The organism is Nocardioides sp. DN36 (assembly GCF_055380375.1).
This window is the reverse complement of record NZ_AP043823.1, coordinates 2171451-2192336: the sequence shown is the minus strand read 5'-3', so window position 1 is coordinate 2192336 and position 20886 is coordinate 2171451. Positions and strand designations below refer to the sequence as shown.

The following is a 20886-nucleotide window of genomic DNA, read 5'->3' as shown; positions in this document are numbered from 1 at the left end:
GTTCGAGGGGTTAACTTGTGACCATGGTCACCAGCACCGACACCCCGCCCGGCTCCGCCTCCGAGGCCCACGAGCCCGTCCTCCTGCACGGCACCCCGGTGGTGCCCGGCGTCGCGCACGGCCCCGCCCTGGTCGCCCGGACCGAGGTGTCCCCGGCCGCGGTCTCGGCCTTCGACGGCGCATCCCTCGACGAGGAGGCCGCGCTCGCGGCCTTCGACGGCGCAGTCGGCACGGTGGCCGACGGCTTCCAGCGCAAGGCCGACGCCGCGTCGGGCGCCGCCGCCGAGGTGCTCACCGCGAGTGCAGGCCTGGCGCGGGACAAGGGGCTGCGCAGCGCGGTGCGCAAGCACCTGCGCAGCGGCGACGACCTGCTGTCCGCCCTGCACGCAGGGGTCGAGCAGTTCGTGTCGGTCTTCACGGGCATGGGCGGCCTGATGGCCGAGCGGGTCACCGACCTGCGCGACATCGAGCGACGCGTCCTCGCCCACCTCGTCGGCGAGCCCGAGCCGGGCGTGCCCACGCCCGAGCGCCCCTCGGTGCTCGTCGCGGAGGACCTCGCTCCCTCCGACACAGCCGGCCTCGACCCCACGGTGGTCGTGGCCCTGGTCACCGAGCGGGGCGGGCCCACCAGCCACACCGCGATCATCGCCCGCCAGCTCGGCATCCCGTGCGTGGTGGGCACGGCGGGCGCCCTCGGCATCGCCTCCGGCACCCCGCTGCTGGTCGACGGCACGGCGGGGACGGTCGAGACGCACCCCGACCCTGCCGTCGCCGAGCAGCGCGTCGCCGCCGACCAGGAGGCCCGCAAGGCGCTCGCGACCTGGGCCGGCCCCGGTGCGACCGCGGACGGCGTGGCGGTGAAGATCCTGGCGAACGTCGCGGACGGCGAGTCCGCCCGTTCCGCGGCGCAGGCGCCGGTGGAGGGGGTCGGTCTGTTCCGGACCGAGCTGTGCTTCCTCAACCGCAAGGAGGAGCCGTCGGTGGAGGAGCAGACCGACATCTACGCGCAGGTGCTGGGCGCCTTCGACGACGACAGGTACGTCGTGGTGCGTACCCTGGACGCCGGCTCCGACAAGCCGGTCGCCTTCGCGACCCTCGAGGGCGAGGAGAACCCCGCCCTGGGCGTGCGCGGGCTGCGCCTGTCCTTCGGCAACCCCGGCCTGATGGAGCGGCAGCTCGACGCGATCGCGGCGGCGGCCCGGCAGACCGGCACGGAGGCCTGGGTGATGGCCCCGATGGTGGCCACCGTCGCCGAGGCGGCCGAGTTCGCCGAGAGCGTGCGCGCCCGTGGTCTCAAGGCCGGCGTCATGGTCGAGGTGCCGAGCGCGGCGCTGCTGGCCCACCGGATGCTGGAGGTCGTCGACTTCCTCTCGATCGGCACCAACGACCTGACCCAGTACACGATGGCCGCGGACCGCATGGCCACCGACCTCGCCCACCTCACCGACCCCTGGCAGCCGGCCGTGCTGCAGCTGATCGCGATCACGGCCGAGGCGGGCCGGCAGGCCGGCAAGCCGGTCGGCGTGTGCGGCGAGGCGGCGGCGGACCCGCTGCTGGCGTGCGCGCTGGTCGGCATGGGCATCACGTCGCTGTCGATGGCCGCCGCGGCCGTCCGCCCGGTCGGGGCGCGGCTGTCGACGGTGGCCATGGACACCTGCGAGGACGCCGCCGAGGCCGCGCTGGCCGCGTCGGACCCGCGCGCGGCCCGCGAGGCCGTGCTCGCGCTGGTCGAGGGCTGAGGCACTCCACCGCGCGAGCCCGCGCGGCGGGAGCGGGTCGTCCTCAGGGCGGGTCGTCCGGCGCGACGAGCGGCGCGTAGTCGTGGTCCGAGACGAGCCTCGCCACCATCTCCGCGCGGCTGGAGACCGCGAGCTTGGCGAAGATCCGGCGCAGGTGTGTGGACACGGTCCAGACGCTGATGTCGAGGGACGTCGCGATCGACTGGTTCGTGCGGCCGTGCGCCACCATGAGCGCGACCTGGCGCTCGCGCGGTGACAGCGTCACGCGCAGCGCCGGCTCCTGCTCGATCAGCAGGCACCGCACGCGCCCGATGGTGACGTCGAGGAGCACGCCCTCGCGTTCGTCGGTGTGGTAGCCGCCGGCCCGCACCGCCTCCGCGAGGTCCTCGCACAGGTCCGCGAGCCGCGCCGCGTCGGCGTCCGCCAGGCGCGGCGGGGGTGGGGCGATCACGGGATCGGCGAGGCGTGGCGCCGTGGTCCCGCTGCGATGTGTCATTGGGTCGCTGGGCGTTGTCATGTGACTCCCGAGCTCGTCGCTCTACGCGGTCCCCATGCTCCGAGTCTGGACTCGACCGTAGCCGAGGCTACCGGTGCGGGAGCCGTGTGTGCGTAGGGCTTTCGGCCTCTTGACGCCAGCTCGGCCAGGAGGACGACGTGCGTGTCGACGGCCGCCGCCCAGTCCCGCAGGTCGAGGTGCTCGTCGGGGCCGTGCGCGCCGTCGTCCGCAGGACCGAGCCCCAGCAGCACCGGCGGCGTGCCGAGCGCCCGCGCGAGCACGTCCACTGCGCGGATCGACCCGCCCGACGCGACGTCCACCGGTGCGCGCCCGTAACCGGCCAGGCACGCCGCGCGCACGGCCGCGCGCACCCGGTCGGGCGGCTCGAGGCAGGTGCCGTGCGTCGCGCGCCCGGCCGTCACGTGCAGGCGCACGCCCGGCGGCAGGCCGCGGCGCAGGGCGCGACCGACCACGCGGAGCGCGTGCACCGGGTCCGCCGCGGGCGGCAGGCGTACGTCGACGTCCGCGGCGGCGCGCGAGGCCACCGCGCCGGCGGCGGCGCTCGCACGCAGCCTGCTCACGGTCAGCGCACCGCGGCGCGTGACCCGCGCGGCCAGGTCCCGCTCGTGCACGGCGCGTGCGCCGGCGGCCGCACGGACGTCGGCGTCACGTGGCAGAGGTGCGCGCGACTGGCACGGCGAGCCCAGCGCAGCGAGCGCGGCCGACGCGCGCGTGAGCGCGCCGGCGAGGACGAGGGAGGGGTCGACCACCGCACCGCCCAGCCGGCCGGCGTGCACGGGCGACCCGCCCACGTCGACGGTCACCCGCAGCGGGACCGCCCCGCGCTGCGAGACCGTGACGGTGGGCCGTCCCGGCCCCGCCGCGCGGGTGTCCGTCACCACGACCGCGGCCACCGGGCCGGCCAGGGGACCCCGCCGCCAGGACCCGAGCACGGCCTCGAGGTCCGGGCTCCCGACCTCCTCCGTGCCGTCGACCACCGTCACCACCTCACCCGGCGGACCCCCCGCCGCCGACCAGGCCGCGAGCGCGACGAGGTGTGCCATCACCTGGCCCTTGTCGTCGCTGGCGCCGCGCGCCTGCAGGCGGTGCCCGATCCGGGTGGGCTCGAAGGGCGGTGTGGACCAGCCGGGGCCGGGCGGCTTCACGTCGAGGTGCCCGTAGACCACCGTGACGGGGGTCCGACGGCCGTGCCGCGCGGGCGTGCGCGCGACCACGACCGGTCCCGCGGGGGTACGCCGCGTGCTCACCGCGGGCGTGCCCCGCCGCAGCCAGCCGGCGACCCACGCAGCCGCGCGGTCCACGTCACCCGCGTGCGCGGGGGAGCCGCTCACCGACGGGATGCGGAGCCAGTCCTCGAGCCGGGGCAGCGCCGCCACCGCCGCGCGCGCCCCGGAGGCACGGACCGCCCCGAGACGGGCGTCCACGTGCGGTCAGCGCGGCGCGGGGCGGCGTACCCCGGCGCGCCCGCCGCGGTAGGTGCCGCGGCCCCCGCGGCGCGGGTAGACCGGAGGCACCGTCCGTCGCGGCTGCACCAGCCCCGGCGGCACCGTGAGCGGACTGCGCTCGGCCACCGGGGCAGCGATGCCGGACTGACCGAGCTGCTCCCACGGCAGCACCCGGTCGCTGCCGGTGCGCCGCGCGAGGCTCATCGCCTGGGCGGAGGTGAGCCACTCCTCGGCGGGCTCCGCGATGTTCATCAGCATCGCCTCGAACTCGCCGCGCGAGGTCTCCAGGATGTGTGGGCCGGCCAGCCAGCGCAACACGTCGCGGCCGGTGACGGCCATCCGCTGGCGCGGCGAGCTCTGCAGCCGCTCGTCGAAGTAGCGGATCAGGACCTCGTCGACCACGTCCCAGGCGTTGTCCGCCCCGAACAGGTCCTTGACGTCCTCGGACCCCAGGATCCGGAAGCACTCCTCGAGCACCTGCATGACCTCGATGCGCATCACGTTGAGGTGGCCGAAGGACGTGAACTTCAGGTTGTTGCGCAGGTCGAGACCGGCGCGCCTGACCACCGCGATCGAGCCGAAGCTCGGGTCGATCGCGCGTTCCCTGATGACGTCGGAGATCCGCTTGTCGCGCCAGAACAGCGTGACCTGGTTGACGAAGTGTCCGAAGAGCATGTGGAAGTCGGTGTTCGGCCTGCTCTGCGCCGAGCCCAGCCCGCGGCCGTAGCCGAGCACCCGGCGGTAGGCGTCGTGCCGGTCCTTGCGGGTGTAGCGCAGCACGTCGCGCCGGTCGAACTGGTAGAGCCGGTAGGCGCCGGGCCCCGCCGAGAGCCGGACGGCGCCGCTCTCGAAGAGCTCCTTGAGCTTCTGCACGACCTTGAAGACGCCGATCTGCTCGTGCTGGTAGAGGTAGTAGAGGTCGCCGACCGCGACGATGCGCTCGGAGTTGACGGTCTCGTCGTACGGCGTGACGCCGTGCGTGGTGAGGGTGTCGCCGAAGTCCTGGGCGGCCTCCGGCCCGATCCCGACGAGGGCGGCGAGCCCGCGGTCCGGTGGCGCCGCCGCGTCGCCGTCCGCCTGGACCGCCGCGGCCTCCAGGTCGTCGATCTGCTGGTTCAGCTCCTCGGCCAGCGCTGGGTTGGACACCAGGCTGCCGGACAGCTGGTCCGCGACCTGCTGGCGGAGCGCCTGGATCCGGTCGAGCCGTTCCTGGTACTGCTTCTCGGTCAGCATCTCAGTGGCCTTCCTCGTTCGTGTCCGCCTCGCTCAACCGCTCCAGGTGGCCCTGGAGGTAGCCGTGCACCGATTCGCCCGCTCCGCGGGCCTCGTCCAGGAGCGACCGCATCTGACCCGCCACCGCGAGCTCCTCCTGGCGGGCGGTGGCGGTCGCGGCCAGGGCCTGCAGCCGTGCCTCCACTTCCCGGGCGTCGTCCTCCAGAGCCGTGAGCTTGCGGGTCAGGGCGCTCTTGGGGCTGCCCGTCCGCTGCTCGCGCTCGAGACGCACCTCCTCGATCTCGGCGCGGATCGCCTCGAACCGCTGGCGGGCCTCCTCGAACTCGCCGGCCGCGACGACGTACGCCGCCTCCGCCCGGTCGTGCTCCTCGGTCACGCGGTCGACCATCTCGGCCAGGGTCTGGCGCACGAAGTCGGCGTTGCCGACCGCGGCCCCGGCCTCCTGGGGCGGCGACGGCGGGTTGGCCCGACGCCAGCGGGCCATGTTCTCGCCGAGCCGGCCGGCCGGCGGAGCGGTCGACGTGCGCCCGCCGCCCGGTGTGGGTCCGACCCTGCTCAGCAGCTTCTTCTGCGAGCGCTTGCCGGGCCGGTCGGCGCGCACGAGGCGCGGCCAGGTGGTCGGCACCGGCGCGTGCACCGCGCGCCCGGTCTCGGTGTCGATGATCGCGACCGGGGCGTCGGCAGCGGGGAAGACCGCGCCGTCCGAGGCGATCCAGATCTTGGCCTCCTCGAGGATCGGGGCCACCTCGTCGTAGCGGAACAGTGCGGAGATGCTCTCGTCGTCGGCGGTGACCGTGCCCGGGATGGGCCGGACCAGCTTCCGGACGTTCAGCGTCTCCACCCGGCAGCCGTCGCGGTCGCGACGCAGCTTCCTCGGCACGAAGGCCGGCTCGTAGGTCGACCGGAGGTTCAGGCCGCGGAACTCCACGTTGACCGCCTCCGTGCCCGGCTTGTCCGGCACCCGGTGCCCCAGGGAGGACACGCTGATGTCGACCAGCACCACGCCGGCCCAGCGGCCGATGCGCTGCGCCCGGCGGGCCAGCTCGAAGAGCAGCCGGCACAGGCTGGCGACCGCGATCTGCACCCGCGCGGCGTACATCCCCGGCGGCCAGTCGTGGCAGCAGGAGGCCGGCAGGTAGCGCACGGGCGGCTCGTCGTCGTCGCTCGTGGTGGGCAGCAGCGGGTCGGCCAGGAACCGCTTGAAGGTGTCGGCGAGGGCCACCGCGGTCGGCGCCAGCGCGGCGACGATGCCGTCGCGCCCGGCGTCCTGGGCGAGCCGACGGCCCTCGTCGTGGAGGAAGGCCGACAACCAGGTGAGCAGGCCGTCGAGGGTGAGGTTCGTCCGGTTGTCCAGCGGGATGGTCTGCCGCTCCGCGGGCCCGATCAGCACCGAGTCGAGCACCGTCTCGAGCTCCTCGACCTGGTCGGCCGCGGCGTCCATGAGCCGCGAGACGTGGATCAGCTCGGTGCCGAGGAAGCCGTTGCCGGCGGTGCCGGAGAAGCGGCTGCGCTGGGCGCCCCAGGCGGTGCGCAGGTCACGCACCAGGTCGACGAGCGTCCAGAACGCCGTACGACGCCCCTCCTCCTCGATCGTGTTCACGTTGTCGTCGACGAGGCCGAAGCGCTCACGCAGCGCTCCGAGCTGGCCACCGACCCGGTCGGCGTCGTCGTCGCCCCGGCCGACCAGGCCGTCGAAGTAGCTGTCCACCATGGCCACGCGCGGCCCGCCGGGCAGGCCCATCTCGTCGACGAGGCTCTGCACGCTGTTGCGCACGATCACCCGGTAGGCCTCCATGTCGTCGAGGTCGCCGTCGGTGCGCAGCGGGGTCAGCCCGTCGAGGATGCGCAGGATCTCGGCGCGCGCGATGGTGGCCCGCCGGTACAACGAGGCCTGCCCGCCGCTGACCGCGCCGAGGTCGGCCTGGATGGCGTAGCCGCGGGGCACGAACTGGGACTCGACGTGGCCCTCGACCCGCACCAGCCGGAACGCCGCGGTGAGGGCGTCCACGAACGCCTTGGGGTCCTGCTCACGGCTGCGTACGCCGAGGACGTTGCGGATCGCGGTCCGGACCGCCGGGCCCTGGTCGAGGGCCGACACGGCCACCGACCGGGCGGGGGTCTCGACCATCGCGGGGAACGCCTGGTCGACGTCGACCACGGGGATCGTGGGGGGCTGGGCTTGGTTCGTGGTCACGATGTCCTCCAGTTGCTCGACGAGGGAGGGGCGGTCGTTGCCCTGCCTCCGGGTTCGGTGTTCTCGACTGCCGGTTCGGGGTGCCGCAACCAGAGCGTCACCAGGTCGGCGACCTCCAGCCAGACCCCGCGGGCCGCGGCCGCGGTCTCGGCCAGCGGCTGCTCGCAACGCTGCTGGGACTGCTCGATGCTGCCCTGCCAGGCCTGCCAGTCCCGACCGCCGCGGCGGGCGACCTGGCGCATCGCGGCGGTCGCGGCGTAGGAGCGGAGGTCGCGCCAGTAGCACAGGCTCGCGGCGGCGAGCGCCTCGTCGATCAGGGGCATGCGTCGGGAGACCGGCACCGGCCCGTCCAGGGCGGCGAGCTCCTGGCTGACGGCGACGACCGAGGACTGCAGCTCGGAGACCTGCTCGGCGAAGTGGTCGACGGCGGCCATCTCGCAGCCGTCGGGGCGGTCCTCGTGGGCGATCATCACCAGCTCGGTGACCGCCTCGGACAGGCGGGCGGTGGCGGCTCGCAGGTCACGCAGGGCGAGGGAGATGGTCATGTGCTCACGTCCCGGAGAGTGCGGAGTAGAAGTTGCGCATCAGCACGTCGGGGGTGGCCAACCGCCGGTCGACGGCGATGCGGACCGCCCCGATCAGGAAGCGCTCGGGGACCACGCCCGGGTCGACGCCGCGGGCCAGACGGCCGGCGGCCTCCTCGATCATCGCCTGCTGGCGCGGGGTGAACGTGATCACCTGGCGCAGCGACTTGTCGCCGAGCGAGGGGAACGTGGTGTAGCAGATCGCGTCCACCACCACCCGCACCGCCTCCGGCAGCGACTCGAGCATGGGGCGCGGGATCGTCGTACCCGCCGTGGAGGGGTAGAGCCGCCGCCAGATCCGCTCGTAGTCCGAGGCGATGGTGTCGAAGCCCATCCGGCGCAGCAGGTGGGTGGACAGGAACGTGCGCAGGTACGGCGTCGGGTGGACGCCGCGCGGGGAGAAGGCGAGCACCTGCCCCGGGGACCGGCCGATGACGTCCATCAGCGAGGCCACGAACGCCTCCCCGCCCAGCATGCAGCCCACGAGGTCGGCGAACACCTCGCGATCCCACCTCGCCCAGGTGCGCGCGACCGAGGGGGGCAGCCCGGCCGAGAGCAGCGCCCGGTGCACGGTCCGCGGGATCTCCTTCTCGAGGCCGAGCTCGTTCTGCAGGTTGTGGCAGACCTCGTGCAGCACCGCGCCCATGGTCCAGGGGTTGACGAGCCGGTGGTAGGGCAGCTGCACCAGGGGGAACGGGTTGAGCTGGCGGCCCAGCTTCCGCAGCGGGATGTTGCGGCGGTAGGTCGCGGGGGAGAAGCCGGTGCGCATGTAGGCGAACGGGCCGGGGCTCGGGATCGATCGCGGCTTGCCCAGGTGCATGTGGACGTGCTGGTAGCAGTCGAGGGCGATCTTGTCGCAGGCGTAGAGCCAGTCACCGAAGGCGCCCTGCCGCTGGCCGAACAGCTCGAAGTAGAAGTCCCAGACCCGCTCGGTGGCGCGGACCCAGTCGTGGGCCCGGCTCTTGAGGTCCAGCAGCGCCCCCAGGTCGTCGCCGGAGCCGGCGGCCTCCACCTCGAGGACCGCGGTCTCCAGGGGGCGACGCAGGCGGGCGAGCAGGTCGTTGACCGCCTGCACGTGGCCCTCGGAGGGCCGGGCGACCCCGGTGCCGAACTCGGACCGCCGGAAGTCGCGCAGCGCCTCGAGGTGGCGCCGGACGTTGACGCCCTGGCTCACCGCGAACGCGGCGGCCGGGTCGGGTGCGGAGCCGGCCCTCCGCACCCCGACGCGAGCGGGGCGGGCCGGGCCGACCCGCTCAGCGACGGCGGACACGGCGGGCCACCCGCCGGTTCACCGGACGCGCCGCCGGGCGCGCCACGGGACGCCGGTAGCCGCGGCCGGGTCGCCCGCTGTAGACGCGGTACGGGCGGTTGCCGCGGCGGCGCGCGTTCCAGGCGGCGCGTCGCTGCCAGCGCCGGTCGAACGTCGTGACCGCGCGCACGGGTGAGGCAGGCTGCCGCAGCACCCGCCCGGTCATGGTGCCGAGGGTGCGGACGACGGTCGTGGCGTCGATCGGGACGCCGTTGGCGGCCTGGTCGGCCAGGCTCTGGGCGGTCCGCTGCAGCACGACGGGCAGCGCCCGGACCATGCGCCGGGTCTGCGGGCTGCGCCGCAGCCGCCGGGCGATCCGCGTGGCACCGCGGATCAGGGCCGGGGCGTTGCGGGCGAGCACGGACGCGGCACGGGGGATCAGCCGTGCGGCGATCGGGACGAGCGCCCCGACGAACGCCTCGGCCTCGGCCTCGCTCTGCGCGCGCTCGGCCCGGACGGCGAGGTGGGCCATCGTCTCGGCGTCGCGGTAGATCCGGCGCACCGGGTTGACGAACCCCTCCGCCTCCTCCTCGGCCTCGTCCTCGAACTCCTCCTCGAGCTCGGCCTCGGCCTCCATCTCCATCTCCGCCTCGGCCTCGAACTCGAACTCGTACTCCTCCTCGAGCTCGGTCTCGTACTCCGACTCCAGCTCGTACTCGGACTCGTACTCCTCCTCGCCGAGCAGGGAGCCGGCGATCGAGGCGAGCGGGCCGAGGAACGACTCGTCCTCGAGCTCCTCCTCGAGCTCGTACTCACCCTCGAGCTCCGACTCGTACTCGTCCTCGTACTCGCCCTGGATGGCGGGGTAGCGGTGGTTCAGCGTGGTCATGACGACTCCTCCTGGTGCGCGGGCTGTGGGGCGGGGCGGTCAGCGCCGCCGGCCGGCGGCCACGCCTACGGGGCGTCCGGACGGCACCGCTCCGCGCGGGACCTTCACGTCGCTGACGACCCGGACCGTGCGTGCGGGGGCGCCGCCACGGGCGGGGACCCGCACCGGGGTGACGACCCGGACGAAGCCGGGGCGGGGACGGGCGACCCGGGTCCCGGCCCGCACCGTGCGCACGGTGGTGGGGCGGCGACGGATCGTCGTGGGGCCGCGGCGCGCGCCGGCGTACGTCGGGCGCCGGTAGCCGGGCCGCGGGCGACGGCGGTTGACCTGGGCGAGCCCGCGGGCGTGGCGGCGGGACACCGCACGCTGCCAGCGACCGTCGGCCAGCACCCGCTGGGCGCTGCCGGCCATCACGGCGCCGACGTCCTCGGGCCGCAGCCGGCGACCACCGGCCTGCAGCTGGGCCAGCGTGCGGGCGCTGGAGCCCACGATGCCGGGCACCAGGCGGACGCCCGGACGGCTGGCCGGGTTGCGGTGCAGCACCCGGGTCAGGACGGCGGCGCCGCGCAGCAGGTGGGGGAGCAGACGCTCGAGCTCGCGGCGTTCGCGGGCGCTGATGGTCATCGCGACCGCGGAGCCGACGAAGCTCTCGGCCTCCGCCTCGGACTCCGTCGCCGAGGCACGGGCGGCGAGGTACTCCGCCTGGGCCTGGCTCGAGGTGACGGGTGCGGTGGCCATCTCCTCCAGCTCCGACTCGAGCTCGTCCTCGAACTCGCCCTCGAGCTGGGAGGTCACGGCCTTGGCGAGCATGCCGGCGGCGGGGCCGCCGACCGCGGTGGCCAGCAGCGGCGCGGCGGTCTTCGCGATCCGCTTGAGCATCGGGGCCGCCCGGCGCAGCGCCTTGCCGATCCGCTTGAAGAACAGCTCGGCCTCCGCTTCCGCCTCGTCCTCGTACTCGCCCTCGAGCTCGTACTCCTCCTCGCCGAGGAGGGAGCCGGCGATCTTCGCGAGCCCGCCGAGGAACGCCTCGTCCTCGTACTCGTCCTCGAGCTCACCCTCGAACTCGGACTCGAGCTCCATCTCGAACTCGTCCTCGTACTCGCCCTCGAGCTCCTCCTCCATCTCGAGCTCGTACTCGTCCTCGTACTCCTCCTCGCCGAGAAGGGAGCCGGCGATCCTGGCGATGCCCCCGAGGAAGGCCTCGTCCTCCGCTTCGTACTCCTCCTCCATCTCGAGCTCGTCCTCGAACTCGGTGTGCGCCTGCGTCATGGGCCTTGTCCTCTCAGCGCTTTCGAGCCGGCGGGCGGACCCGGGGTTCCGGGAGCGCCGGTGTGGTGGCCACCAGTGAACGGCGGCGCGCGCGGACGCAGTAGTCCCACGAGCGGGGTCCCCGGACCGGGGTCGGGCAGGTGTGGTCACCGGGTCCGGGTCACTGCTCCGGGGTCGCCCGGAGATGTGTCACCGGGACCGGTGGCCACGAGCGTGCGACCCCGGGTGGGCCAGGGGCGCTGGCCCGGGCGGGTCAGGCGGTGACGGTGACGGGTAGCCCGGTCAGCGCCGCGTTGCCGGACACGTCCAGCAGGGCGGGGTCGGTGAGGTCGTTGATCGAGACGCCGGGGACCGCGGCCGCCCCTGCCATCCGGGTGCCCGCGAGCCCGTGCCCGTAGCCGTGGGGGAGGGACACGACGCCGCGCATCAGCTCCTCGGTGGCGCTGACCTCCACCCGCACCTTCCCGACGGCGGAGGCGACGGTGACGACGGAGCCGTCTGCAAGCCCGCGGGCGCTCAGGTCCGCCGGGTGCATGCGCAGCTGGTGTCGGGGCCGCCCGCGGGTCAGCCGCTCGGCGTTGTGGAGCCAGGAGTTGCAGTCGCGCTGGTGGCGGCGCCCGACGAGCAGCAGTGCTTCGGGGTCCGGCAGCGGCACCGCGCGCAGCCGCTCGAGGTCGTCGAGCACCAGTGCGGGCGCGGCCTGGACCCGCCGGCTCGGGTGCGGCAACCGCTCGGGGAGCTGCCCGCCGCGCAGGGGGCCGAGGTCGATGCCGCTGGGCTGGGACCGCAGCCGGCGCAGGGTGACCCCCGAGCGACCGCGACGCAGCAGCAGACCGACCAGCACCGTGGGGCTGACCGAGAGGCGTGCCCGCTGGACCAGCCGCTTGCGCAGCGGTGGCTTGACGCGCAGGCGCGCCGTCGTGCGTCGGGCCAGCTCGCGGTAGATCTGCCAGTCGTGCAGGGCGCCCTCCTCGGGCTGCAGCACGGCCGGGGTGAACCGCGCCGTGTCACGCACCGCGAGCAGGTGGAACACGAGGTCGTAGTGGTCGCGCTCGAGCGCGGTGGTGGGCGGCAGGATCACGTCGGCGTGCCGCGTCGTCTCGTTGACGTAGATGTCGACGGCGACCATGAAGTCCAGCCCGGCGACCGCCCGGTCCAGCGCCGCACCGTCGGGGGTCGACAGCACGGGATTGCCGGCCAGCGTCAGCAGGGCGCGCACCTGGCCGTCGCCGGGGGTCTCGATCTCCTCGCGCAGCGCAGCCACGGGCAGCTCGCCGGCGAACTCCGGCAGCCCGCGCACCCGGCTGCGCCACAGGTCGTGGTGTCCCCGCCCGATCAGGCCGGTGCCGACCGCGTCGATCGCGGGGTGGGTGAGCATCGCGCCGCCGACGCGGTCGAGGTTGCCGGTCAGCAGGTTGAGCAGCTGGACCGCCCACTGGCACACGGTCCCGAAGGCGTGCGTGGACACCCCGATGCGCCCGTAGGCGACCGCGCCGTCGGCGGCCGCGAGCTCCCGGGTGATCCGGCGGATCTCGTCGGCCGCCAAGCCGCTGAAGGCCTCGGCCCGCTCCGGTGAGAAGTCGGAGACCGCCGCGACGGCCTCGTCCAGACCGTCGACGTACGACGGCGGGCGGGTCAGCCCCTCCTCGACGAGCACGTTGACCATCGCGAGCAGCACGAACGCGTCCGTGCCGGGACGCACGAAGTGGTGCTCGTCGGCGGCCCGGGCGGTCTCCGTGCGCCGCGGGTCGAGCACGACCATCCGGCCCCCGCGCGCCTTGAGCTCACGGAGCCGGCCCGGGAAGTCCGGCGCCGTCATCAGCGAACCGTTGGACGCCATCGGGTTGGCACCGAGCACGAGGAAGTACGACGTGCGGTCGAGGTCAGGGACGGGCAGGAACAGCTGGTGGCCGTACATCAGGTGGGCCACCAGCTGGTGGGGGAGCTGGTCGACCGAGGTGGCGCTGAACTTGTTCCGGGTGCGGAAGCCCTTCACCAGGGCCGTGCCGTGGGTCATCGAGCCCAGGCTGTGCACGTTGGGGTTGCCGAGGTAGATCGCGAGGGCGTCGCGGCCGTGGTCGTTGATCGCGGCGGCCAGCCCCTCGGCCGCGAGGTCGAGGGCCTCGTCCCAGCCGATCTCCTCCCACCGGACCTCTGGGTCGCCACCACCCGGGCTCGTCGAGACCACGCGGCGGACGGGGCGGCGCAGCCGGTCGGGGTCGGCGTGCACGTCGGCCAGGGCCACCCCCTTGGGGCAGATGTGGCCGCGCGAGAGCGGGTCCTCGGGGTTGCCGCGGATCCCGGTGACGACGCCGTCCTCCAGGGTGACGCGGAGGCCGCAGATCGCCTCGCAGAGGTTGCACACGCCGATCCTGGTGGTCTGCATCACCGCATCCTCGCACCCCGAACTGGGTATGGATCGCTGGCACGCTCAAGACCGCCCCGCGGGGGGCGGCACGATCGAAGGGACGCAACCGATGGGATACGGACTCGGAGTCTTCCTGCTGGCGCTGGGGCTGATCCTCGCGCTCGCGGTCACGGACTCGCTGAGCGGTGTCGACCTGACGATGGTCGGGTGGATCCTCACGCTCGCCGGCGTGCTGGTCATCGCGCTCACTGCCGTGCAGGCCAACCGCAGCCGCCGCTCGGCCGCCGTGACGACCCACGCGGACGGCTCGCGCACCGTCACCGAGCGTCGCGACGACGTGCCGCCGGCCGTCTGACCCGCTCGCGCCCGCCCCGGTCCGACCTCGTCGGGCCGGGGCGGTGTCGTGCCGGGCCGGCAACGCCCGCTCGGATTGGGTGGAGCAGGCCCGGATTGATAGTCTTCACCGGTTGCCCCGACGTGGGCGACGTCCACGCACCACTGCCGTCCAACGGCCGCGGATCCAGAGTGCCCGGGTGAACAGGCCCCGGCGCGCCGCGCAACCAAGCACCGGAAGGAGCCCCGCATGTCGATCGGTACCGACGCGGAGACCAAGAAGAAGATCATCGCCGAGTACGCCACGACCGAGGGCGACACCGGTTCGCCCGAGGTGCAGATCGCGCTGCTGAGCCACCGCATCAGCCACCTCACCGAGCACCTCAAGACGCACAAGCACGACCACCACAGCCGTCGTGGCCTGCTGCTGCTCGTCGGTCAGCGCCGTCGCCTGCTGAACTACCTGCAGAAGACGGAGATCGACCGCTACCGCTCGATCGTCGAGCGTCTCGGCCTGCGTCGATGACCTTCGGAGCGGCTGCCCTTCCCGGGCAGCCGCTCCCGTCACATTTCGGTCCTTTCCCGCTAGGGTCGGACCCGCAGCACAACTGAAACGCACCACGCACGACCCACCAGGAGCGACCCGCCCGTTTCGGCCCGGTCCTCGGTAGTGGCTCTCAGGATCTCGACAGGCTCGACAACCGGGCACGAAGCCCGGTCGCCGGGCGGAGGCCCGGTCACCGGATTCCGGTGCGGGCACGGATCTGCGGGCCTCGATCGAAGACCGGCCCCCTCCCGAGGACGTCAGCCGACGTCGCGGAGAGGGACCCGGCGGGGACCTCGTCCCGAGAACCCGCCGCCCGAGCGGGACGCCGCGGATCGCTCCGCGAACAAGAAGGATGAACCCCTTTGACTGACACCAACGCCGGGGGTCCCGTGATCTCCGCCGTCGAGACCGTCCTCGACAACGGCAAGTTCGGCACCCGCACGGTCAAGTTCGAGACCGGGCTCCTCGCCCGCCAGGCCGCCGGTTCGGTGACCGCCTACCTCGACGACGACACCATGCTGCTGTCGGCGACCACCGCCGGCAAGCACCCCAAGGACCACTTCGACTTCTTCCCCCTGACGATCGACGTCGAGGAGCGGATGTACGCCGCGGGCCAGATCCCCGGCTCGTTCTTCCGGTCCGAGGGTCGTCCGGGCGAGGACGCGATCCTCACCTGCCGCCTGATCGACCGCCCGCTGCGCCCGACCTTCAAGAAGGGCCTGCGCAACGAGGTCCAGGTCGTCATCACCGTCATGGCGCTCAACCCCGACACGCCGTACGACGTGCTCGCGATCAACGCCGCGTCGATGTCGACCCAGCTCTCCGGCCTGCCGTTCTCCGGCCCGGTCGGCGGCGTCCGCGTCGCCCTGATCGAGGGCCAGTGGGTCGCGTTCCCGACGCACAGCCAGCTCGAGGACGCCGTCTTCGACATGGTCGTGGCCGGTCGGGTCACCGAGACCGGTGACGTCGCGATCATGATGGTCGAGGCCGAGGCCACCGAGCAGACGTGGACCCTGGTCCGCAGCGGCGTCCAGGCGCCGACCGAGGAGATCGTCGCCGGCGGTCTCGACGCCGCGAAGCCGTTCATCAAGCAGCTGTGCGACGCCCAGGTCGAGCTGGCCAAGGAGGCCGCCAAGCCGGTCCAGGAGTTCCCGATCTTCCTCGACTACGAGGACGACGTGTACGCCGCCGTCGAGGCCGCCGCCAAGGACGACACCGCCACCGCGATGACGATCGGTGACAAGCAGGAGCGCGAGGCCAGGGTCGACGAGATCAAGGCCGGCCTGCTCGAGAAGCTCGCCGACCAGTTCGAGGGTCGCGAGAAGGAGATCGGCGCGGCGTTCCGCTCGCTGAACAAGCAGCTCGTCCGCGAGCGCGTCCTGCGCGACAAGGTCCGCATCGACGGCCGCGGCCTGGCCGACATCCGGCCGCTGCACGCCGAGGTCGCGGTGGTCCCGCGCGTCCACGGCTCCTCCCTCTTCGAGCGCGGCGAGACCCAGATCCTGGGTGTCACCACGCTGGACATGCTGAAGATGGAGCAGCAGCTCGACACCCTCTCCCCGGAGAAGTCGCGCCGCTACATGCACAAGTACGTCTTCCCGCCGTTCTCCACCGGCGAGACCGGTCGCGTGGGCTCGCCCAAGCGCCGCGAGGTCGGCCACGGTGCGCTCGCGCGCCGCGCGCTGCTGCCCGTGCTGCCGACGCGTGAGGAGTTCCCCTACGCGATCCGCCAGCTCTCCGAGGCCATGGGCTCCAACGGCTCCACCTCGATGGGCTCGGTCTGCGCCTCGACGATGTCGCTGCTCCAGGCCGGCGTCCCGCTGCGTGCCTCCGTCGCCGGCATCGCGATGGGCCTGATCTCGGGCGAGCTCGACGGCCAGACGCAGTACGTCGCCCTCACCGACATCCTCGGTGCCGAGGACGCGTTCGGCGACATGGACTTCAAGGTCGCCGGCACCCGCGAGTTCGTGACCGCGCTGCAGCTCGACACCAAGCTCGACGGCATCCCGGCCGAGGTGCTCGCCCAGGCGCTGACCCAGGCCAAGGACGCCCGTCTCGCGATCCTCGACGTCATGGCCGAGGCCATCGACGAGCCCGAGGAGATGTCGGTCCACGCGCCGCGCATCATCAGCCTGAAGGTGCCGGTCGACAAGATCGGCGAGGTCATCGGCCCCAAGGGCAAGGTGATCAACCAGATCCAGGACGACACCGGCGCCACGCTGTCCATCGAGGACGACGGGACCGTCTACATCGGTGCCACCAACGGTGAGGCCGCCGAGGCCGCCCGCGCCGCCGTCAACGCGATCGCCAACCCGACGATGCCCGAGGTCGGCGAGCGCTACCTCGGCACCGTCGTGAAGACGACGAACTTCGGTGCGTTCGTCTCGCTGCTGCCCGGCAAGGACGGCCTGCTGCACATCAGCAAGCTGCGCCCGCTCGCCGGCGGCAAGCGCGTCGACGCGGTCGAGGACGTCGTCTCGGTCGGCCAGAAGATCCAGGTCCAGATCGCCGAGATCGACGACCGCGGCAAGCTCTCCCTGATCCCCGTGGTCGAGGAGGGCGAGGGCTCCGAGGAGCCCGCCGACGAGGCTGCCGCCGAGTCTGTGGAGTGATCACTGCGTGAGCAAGCACGACGCTCCGACGACCGGCCAGCAGGCTTCTGCTGGCCGGTCGTCCGGTTCCACCCCGAAGGCCGCCCGCAAGAGCGGGACCACCAGGACCCTGCAGACGGTCACCGACGCCGAGGGCCAGGTGACCTCGCGGGTGCGGCGCACCGTCCTCCCCGGCGGCCTGCGCGTCATCTCCGAGAACATGGCGGGCGTCCGCTCCGCCAGCATCGGTGTCTGGGTCGGGGTGGGCTCGCGCGACGAGACCCCGGCGCTGCACGGGTGCTCGCACTTCCTCGAGCACCTGCTGTTCAAGGGGACCGCCGAGCGCTCCGCGCTCGACATCTCCATCGCGCTGGACGCGGTGGGCGGTGAGTTCAACGCGTTCACCGCCAAGGAGTACACCTGCTTCCACGCGCGGGTCCTCGACGAGGACCTGCCGCTGGCGGTGGACGTGCTCGGCGACATGATCACCAGCTCGCGGCTCGACCCCGAGGACGTCGAGGCCGAGCGTGACGTGATCCTCGACGAGATCGCGATGCACGACGACGACCCCGACGACGTGGTGCACAACCTGTTCGCCGCGCAGGCGTGGGGCGACACCCCGCTGGGCCGGCCGATCGCCGGCACCGAGGAGTCGATCCGGGCGCTGACCCGTGACCAGATCGCCCGCTTCCACCGACGCCACTACCGGCCCGCCACCATGGTGGTCGCCGCTGCCGGCAACGTCGACCACCAGGCGCTGGTGCGCCAGGTGCGCAAGGCCTTCGGGCGCAACGGCTGGCTGGACCGCGAGGAGGCCCCGGTGCCGCCGCGGCACGCGGCCCGCACCCGCCGCGTCTCTCCCGGCACGATCGGCGCGACCCGGCCCTTCGAGCAGGTCAACGTCGTGCTGGGGATGGAGGGGCTCACCCGCCAGGACGACCGGCGCTTCGCGCTGGGAGTGCTCAACACCGCACTGGGCGGCGGCACCTCCTCACGGCTCTTCCAGGAGGTGCGTGAGCGTCGCGGGCTGGCCTACTCGGTCTTCTCCTTCGCCAGCCACCACGCCGACTCGGGCCTGGTCGGGGTCTCGGTCGGCTGCCTGCCGAGCAAGCTCGACGACGTGCTGGCCGTGGTCCGCGCCGAGCTCGCGAAGGTCGCCGCCGACGGGATCACCGCCGAGGAGCTGTCCCGCGGCAAGGGCATGCTGCGCGGGGGACTGGTGCTCGGGCTGGAGGACTCCGGTTCGCGGATGTCGCGGATCGGCAAGGCCGAGCTCGTCTACGACGAGCTGCTGAGCATCGACGAGGTGATCGCCCGCATCGACGGGGTGACCCTCGAGGAGGTGCGCGAGGTGGCCGCCGAGATGTTCTCCCGGCCGGAGATCCTGGCGGTCGTCGGCCCGTCCTGAGGTCTCACCCGGGGTGGCATCCGGGTCAGGCTCCCGTCGCCGGCCTGCTGATCAGCCGACGGTCCCGAGCACGCACCGGAGATGCTGTCGGGTGCTCACGGCCACCTGACGTGGTGCGTGTCCTCGGAGCCGGGGACCACCTGTCCGTCGATGAGGAGCTCGGAGGTGTACTCGTCCATGTCGCTGGGCATCTCGAAGGCGGCGTACCCGGCGCCGTCGACCTCGTGGACCAACACGTCCTCGGTGTAGCCGCCCGAGGTGATGTGCACGGTGTCGACGTCGGGGTGGACGGCGAAGACCCAGACGAACGAGTCGCCCACCTCGGTGCCTCCTACGTTGTAGAGCGCCGGGTTCTTGAGGTAGGGGGCTCGGTCGTAGCCGCAGTCGGTGGGTGTCCGGGGCTCCTGCCCGTACTCGTAGCCGCTGGTGTTCCACTCGTCCCCCGGCTGGTTGTCCCGGTCCTCGACCAGCTCGACGCCGGTGACGGGGTCGCCGCACTCGTCGGTTCGGTCGGTCTCGACGAGCGAGTAGTGGCTGCCGTCGACGCTGCCCTCCGTGACGATGCGCTCGGGGGGGATCGGGGCGACGTACTCGTGTCCCTGGTGGACGACCGCTGCGGCAGCGCACCCTGCCGGGATGAGGGTGATGGCACCGACGCCGAGTGCGATGCGCCTCTTTCGATGTGGCTGACGGGGCGCGGTGGGTCGGGTGTCGGTCGCGACGGCGTCCTCGGTGACTGTCGCGGCCACGCTGTGGAGCGTGTGTCGCAGGCGCTGCTCGACGGTGTGCGGGTGCTGGGTGTCGCTCATGCGAGTGCCTTTCGGAGCTTGTCGAGGGCGCGGCGGTGGTCGGAGCGGACGGTTGCTGCTGGTCGGTCGAGGAGCGCAGCCACCTCGGTCAGGGGGAGGTCCTCGTAGTAGTGCAGGACGACGACGGCGCGCTGGACCCAGGGCAGGCGCCCGATGTGCGTCCACGTCTCGTCGACCTCCGGAGGCAGGACCACCGGTGGCGCCTCGGGAGTTCTCGCCAGGAGGCGGAACCGGCGACGTTGCCCGTCCTTGACGACGTTGACCACGGCCCGCTTGAGATAGGGCAGCGGGTTCTCGATCTGGTGCCACCGCTCATGTGCCGAGGTGAACACGGACTGGACAGCGTCCTCGCTCACGTCGTGGGACCCCGACATCAGGTACGCCAACCGCAGGAGCGCGAGCCGGTGGTCGCGGTACGCCTCCTCGAAACCCAGCTCGGGCACCTGCCCCTCAGTCGTCATCACACCCCCTCAGTCGTCGCAGCCACCCAGGACGTTGCACCTCGCACCGGACTTTCGTGACGATCTCCGGGTCACACGACCAGGACGACCACCCCTGCGCAGGCCGCGGCGAACAGCACGCTGGTGAACGTGCCGATGATGAAGCGCTCGGCCGCGCCGGTCCGGACGCCGTCCTCCGCCGCGCGGAGCTCGGGGTAGCGCCCGAGCCCCTTCAGGGCCAGCACCACCGCCAGGCCCTCGGGCCAGCCGGCGACGAGGGAGGCGAAGATCGCGCCCCGCTCCAGGGCCCCGATCCAGGCGCCGCCCCGCAGCACCTGGCCGGCCCGGTCCATGGACCGGGCCTCGGTCTCGCCGCGGTCGACCAGCGCGAAGACGCGGGAGGTGACGGGGCCGCCGCCGACCACGGCCAGGGCGCCGGCGAGGGCGACCAGCGCGACCCGGCCCCCGCGCCCGTCGAGGGTGACGTCGGCGGGCACCGCGGCGACGAGCGCGGCCGCCGCGAGCAGCACGAGGCTGGCCGGCGCCCAGATGCGCAGCCCGAGCCGGGACCAGCCCCAGGCGCCGGCCACGACGCCGCAGGCCAGCAGGGTGGTCACCAGCTGGCCGTAGTTCTCCGGGCTCACGCACCCACCTCCGTGCCGAGCAGGTCGCCCGCCAGGTGCGTGACCAGCTCGCGGGCGCGCCGGCCCTCGACGATGCCGGCCGCCTGGGCCCGCTGGCTGACCGCGGACTGGCTGATGCCCAGCCGCTGCGCCGCCTCCTCGTAGGAGAGCCCCTCGTCGACGAGGTCGGCGACCTCCCACCCCCGGGCGGTGCGTCGGGCGAGCACGGCGGCCCAGAGCCACAGCGTCGTCTCCAGGGCCCGCGCCGCGGGGGAGTCGCCGGCGACCCGCAGGTGCCAGGGGCTGTTCTTGGCGGCCGTCACCGCCTGGCGCGCGTGGAGGTACGCCGGCCCGCGGCCGGCGTTCGCGTGCTCCGGCAGCGGCAGCTCGACCTCGCCGATGCCGAGGCCGATGTTCCAGGCGGCCTCGCGCAGCAGCGCCTCCACGGCGGGGGCGAGGGCCGCGGGGTCGTCGAGCACGCCCTGGAACTCGTCGCCGGCGGTGCGCTCGAACGGGCGGAGCAGCGCGACCCCCGCCAGTGCCTCGAGCGTCGCAGGGATCCGGTCGTCGCTGGTGCGACTGCCTCGCTGGTCCACGGTCAGGACGGCAACGGCCACGGCTGCCTCCTCGGTCTCGGCCTGATGGCCA

At 73.4% G+C, this 20886-nt stretch carries 18 protein-coding genes; 5 read left to right on the top strand and 13 right to left on the bottom strand.

Features of this window, described 5'->3' with window-relative positions; translation table 11 throughout:
* The first annotated feature begins 23 nt into the window (after positions 1-23).
* Entirely contained in the window at positions 24-1739 is a 1716-nt protein-coding gene (gene ptsP, locus ACZ43H_RS11395) for a phosphoenolpyruvate--protein phosphotransferase (protein ID WP_464590368.1), read from the top strand.
* A 43-nt stretch (positions 1740-1782) separates the two neighbouring features.
* Here the strand turns inward: ptsP and ACZ43H_RS11390 are convergent, their stop codons facing one another.
* The 9 genes from ACZ43H_RS11390 to ACZ43H_RS11350 all read right to left on the bottom strand — a co-directional run bounded on the left by ACZ43H_RS11390 (position 1783) and on the right by ACZ43H_RS11350 (position 13505).
* Positions 1783-2190: a helix-turn-helix domain-containing protein gene (locus tag ACZ43H_RS11390; protein WP_464590366.1), complete on the bottom strand. Its 408-nt coding sequence runs from the start codon at positions 2188-2190 to the stop codon at positions 1783-1785.
* Positions 2191-2252: 62 nt separating this feature from the next.
* Positions 2253-3680: a M20/M25/M40 family metallo-hydrolase gene (locus ACZ43H_RS11385; protein ID WP_464590364.1), complete on the bottom strand. Its 1428-nt coding sequence runs from the start codon at positions 3678-3680 to the stop codon at positions 2253-2255.
* Positions 3681-3686: 6 nt separating this feature from the next.
* Positions 3687-4934, bottom strand: coding sequence for a hypothetical protein (locus ACZ43H_RS11380; protein WP_464590362.1), 1248 nt, complete (start codon positions 4932-4934; stop codon positions 3687-3689).
* 1 nt (position 4935) lies between these two features.
* Positions 4936-7128: a hypothetical protein gene (locus tag ACZ43H_RS11375; RefSeq protein ID WP_464590360.1), complete on the bottom strand. Its 2193-nt coding sequence runs from the start codon at positions 7126-7128 to the stop codon at positions 4936-4938.
* Positions 7125-7673: a hypothetical protein gene (locus tag ACZ43H_RS11370; protein ID WP_464590358.1), complete on the bottom strand. Its 549-nt coding sequence runs from the start codon at positions 7671-7673 to the stop codon at positions 7125-7127. The genes ACZ43H_RS11375 and ACZ43H_RS11370 overlap by 4 nt, the downstream gene beginning before the upstream one ends.
* 4 nt (positions 7674-7677) lie before the next feature.
* Entirely contained in the window at positions 7678-8982 is a 1305-nt protein-coding gene (locus ACZ43H_RS11365) for a hypothetical protein (RefSeq protein ID WP_464590356.1), read from the bottom strand.
* A complete protein-coding gene (locus ACZ43H_RS11360) occupies positions 8966-9850 on the bottom strand; it encodes a hypothetical protein (RefSeq protein WP_464590354.1) in 885 nt (294 codons plus the stop codon). Before ACZ43H_RS11360 ends, ACZ43H_RS11365 begins: the two co-directional genes overlap by 17 nt.
* A gap of 39 nt (positions 9851-9889) precedes the next feature.
* The gene (locus ACZ43H_RS11355) at positions 9890-11119 is read right to left on the bottom strand and encodes a hypothetical protein (protein WP_464590352.1); all 1230 of its coding nucleotides are present in this window, start codon (positions 11117-11119) and stop codon (positions 9890-9892) included.
* 253 nt (positions 11120-11372) lie between these two features.
* Positions 11373-13505 (bottom strand): molybdopterin-dependent oxidoreductase, encoded by a 2133-nt coding sequence (locus ACZ43H_RS11350; protein WP_464590350.1) that lies wholly within the window; start codon positions 13503-13505, stop codon positions 11373-11375.
* A gap of 91 nt (positions 13506-13596) precedes the next feature.
* On the opposite strand from ACZ43H_RS11350, the gene ACZ43H_RS11345 reads away from it, so the two are divergent.
* The 4 genes from ACZ43H_RS11345 (at position 13597) to ACZ43H_RS11330 (ending at position 18366) form a co-directional block, all read left to right on the top strand.
* On the top strand, positions 13597-13842 hold the full coding sequence (locus ACZ43H_RS11345; RefSeq protein ID WP_464590348.1) for a DUF6458 family protein: 246 nt from the start codon (positions 13597-13599) through the stop codon (positions 13840-13842).
* Between the two features lie 228 nt (positions 13843-14070).
* Positions 14071-14346 (top strand): 30S ribosomal protein S15, encoded by a 276-nt coding sequence (gene rpsO / locus ACZ43H_RS11340; RefSeq protein ID WP_379183695.1) that lies wholly within the window; start codon positions 14071-14073, stop codon positions 14344-14346.
* A 410-nt stretch (positions 14347-14756) separates the two neighbouring features.
* The gene (locus ACZ43H_RS11335) at positions 14757-16979 is read left to right on the top strand and encodes a polyribonucleotide nucleotidyltransferase (protein WP_464590800.1); all 2223 of its coding nucleotides are present in this window, start codon (positions 14757-14759) and stop codon (positions 16977-16979) included.
* 7 nt (positions 16980-16986) lie between these two features.
* The gene (locus tag ACZ43H_RS11330; protein ID WP_464590346.1) at positions 16987-18366 is read left to right on the top strand and encodes a M16 family metallopeptidase; all 1380 of its coding nucleotides are present in this window, start codon (positions 16987-16989) and stop codon (positions 18364-18366) included.
* Positions 18367-18461: 95 nt separating this feature from the next.
* On the opposite strand, the gene ACZ43H_RS11325 is transcribed toward ACZ43H_RS11330, so the two are convergent.
* From ACZ43H_RS11325 to ACZ43H_RS11310, 4 genes are all read right to left on the bottom strand, one after another.
* Positions 18462-19175, bottom strand: coding sequence for a hypothetical protein (locus ACZ43H_RS11325; RefSeq protein ID WP_464590344.1), 714 nt, complete (start codon positions 19173-19175; stop codon positions 18462-18464).
* Positions 19172-19636: an RNA polymerase sigma factor gene (locus ACZ43H_RS11320; RefSeq protein ID WP_464590342.1), complete on the bottom strand. Its 465-nt coding sequence runs from the start codon at positions 19634-19636 to the stop codon at positions 19172-19174. The genes ACZ43H_RS11325 and ACZ43H_RS11320 overlap by 4 nt, the downstream gene beginning before the upstream one ends.
* Before the next feature lie 71 nt (positions 19637-19707).
* On the bottom strand, positions 19708-20259 hold the full coding sequence (locus tag ACZ43H_RS11315) for a hypothetical protein (RefSeq protein WP_464590340.1): 552 nt from the start codon (positions 20257-20259) through the stop codon (positions 19708-19710).
* Entirely contained in the window at positions 20256-20855 is a 600-nt protein-coding gene (locus ACZ43H_RS11310; protein WP_464590338.1) for a sigma factor-like helix-turn-helix DNA-binding protein, read from the bottom strand. The genes ACZ43H_RS11315 and ACZ43H_RS11310 overlap by 4 nt, the downstream gene beginning before the upstream one ends.
* Positions 20856-20886 lie beyond the last annotated feature (31 nt).

Bases quoted from the DNA above. Each gene is read 5' to 3' on its own strand.
- ACZ43H_RS11350 (WP_464590350.1), bottom strand. From the start codon at position 13,505: ATGCAGACCACCAGGATCGGCGTGTGCAACCTCTGCGAGGCGATCTGC.
- ACZ43H_RS11325 (WP_464590344.1), bottom strand. From the start codon at position 19,175: ATGAGCGACACCCAGCACCCGCACACCGTCGAGCAGCGCCTGCGACAC.
- ptsP (WP_464590368.1), top strand. From the start codon at position 24: ATGGTCACCAGCACCGACACCCCGCCCGGCTCCGCCTCCGAGGCCCAC.
- rpsO (WP_379183695.1), top strand. From the start codon at position 14,071: ATGTCGATCGGTACCGACGCGGAGACCAAGAAGAAGATCATCGCCGAG.
- ACZ43H_RS11370 (WP_464590358.1), bottom strand. From the start codon at position 7,673: ATGACCATCTCCCTCGCCCTGCGTGACCTGCGAGCCGCCACCGCCCGC.
- ACZ43H_RS11345 (WP_464590348.1), top strand. From the start codon at position 13,597: ATGGGATACGGACTCGGAGTCTTCCTGCTGGCGCTGGGGCTGATCCTC.
- ACZ43H_RS11355 (WP_464590352.1), bottom strand. From the start codon at position 11,119: ATGACGCAGGCGCACACCGAGTTCGAGGACGAGCTCGAGATGGAGGAG.
- ACZ43H_RS11320 (WP_464590342.1), bottom strand. From the start codon at position 19,636: ATGACGACTGAGGGGCAGGTGCCCGAGCTGGGTTTCGAGGAGGCGTAC.
- ACZ43H_RS11360 (WP_464590354.1), bottom strand. From the start codon at position 9,850: ATGACCACGCTGAACCACCGCTACCCCGCCATCCAGGGCGAGTACGAG.
- ACZ43H_RS11380 (WP_464590362.1), bottom strand. From the start codon at position 4,934: ATGCTGACCGAGAAGCAGTACCAGGAACGGCTCGACCGGATCCAGGCG.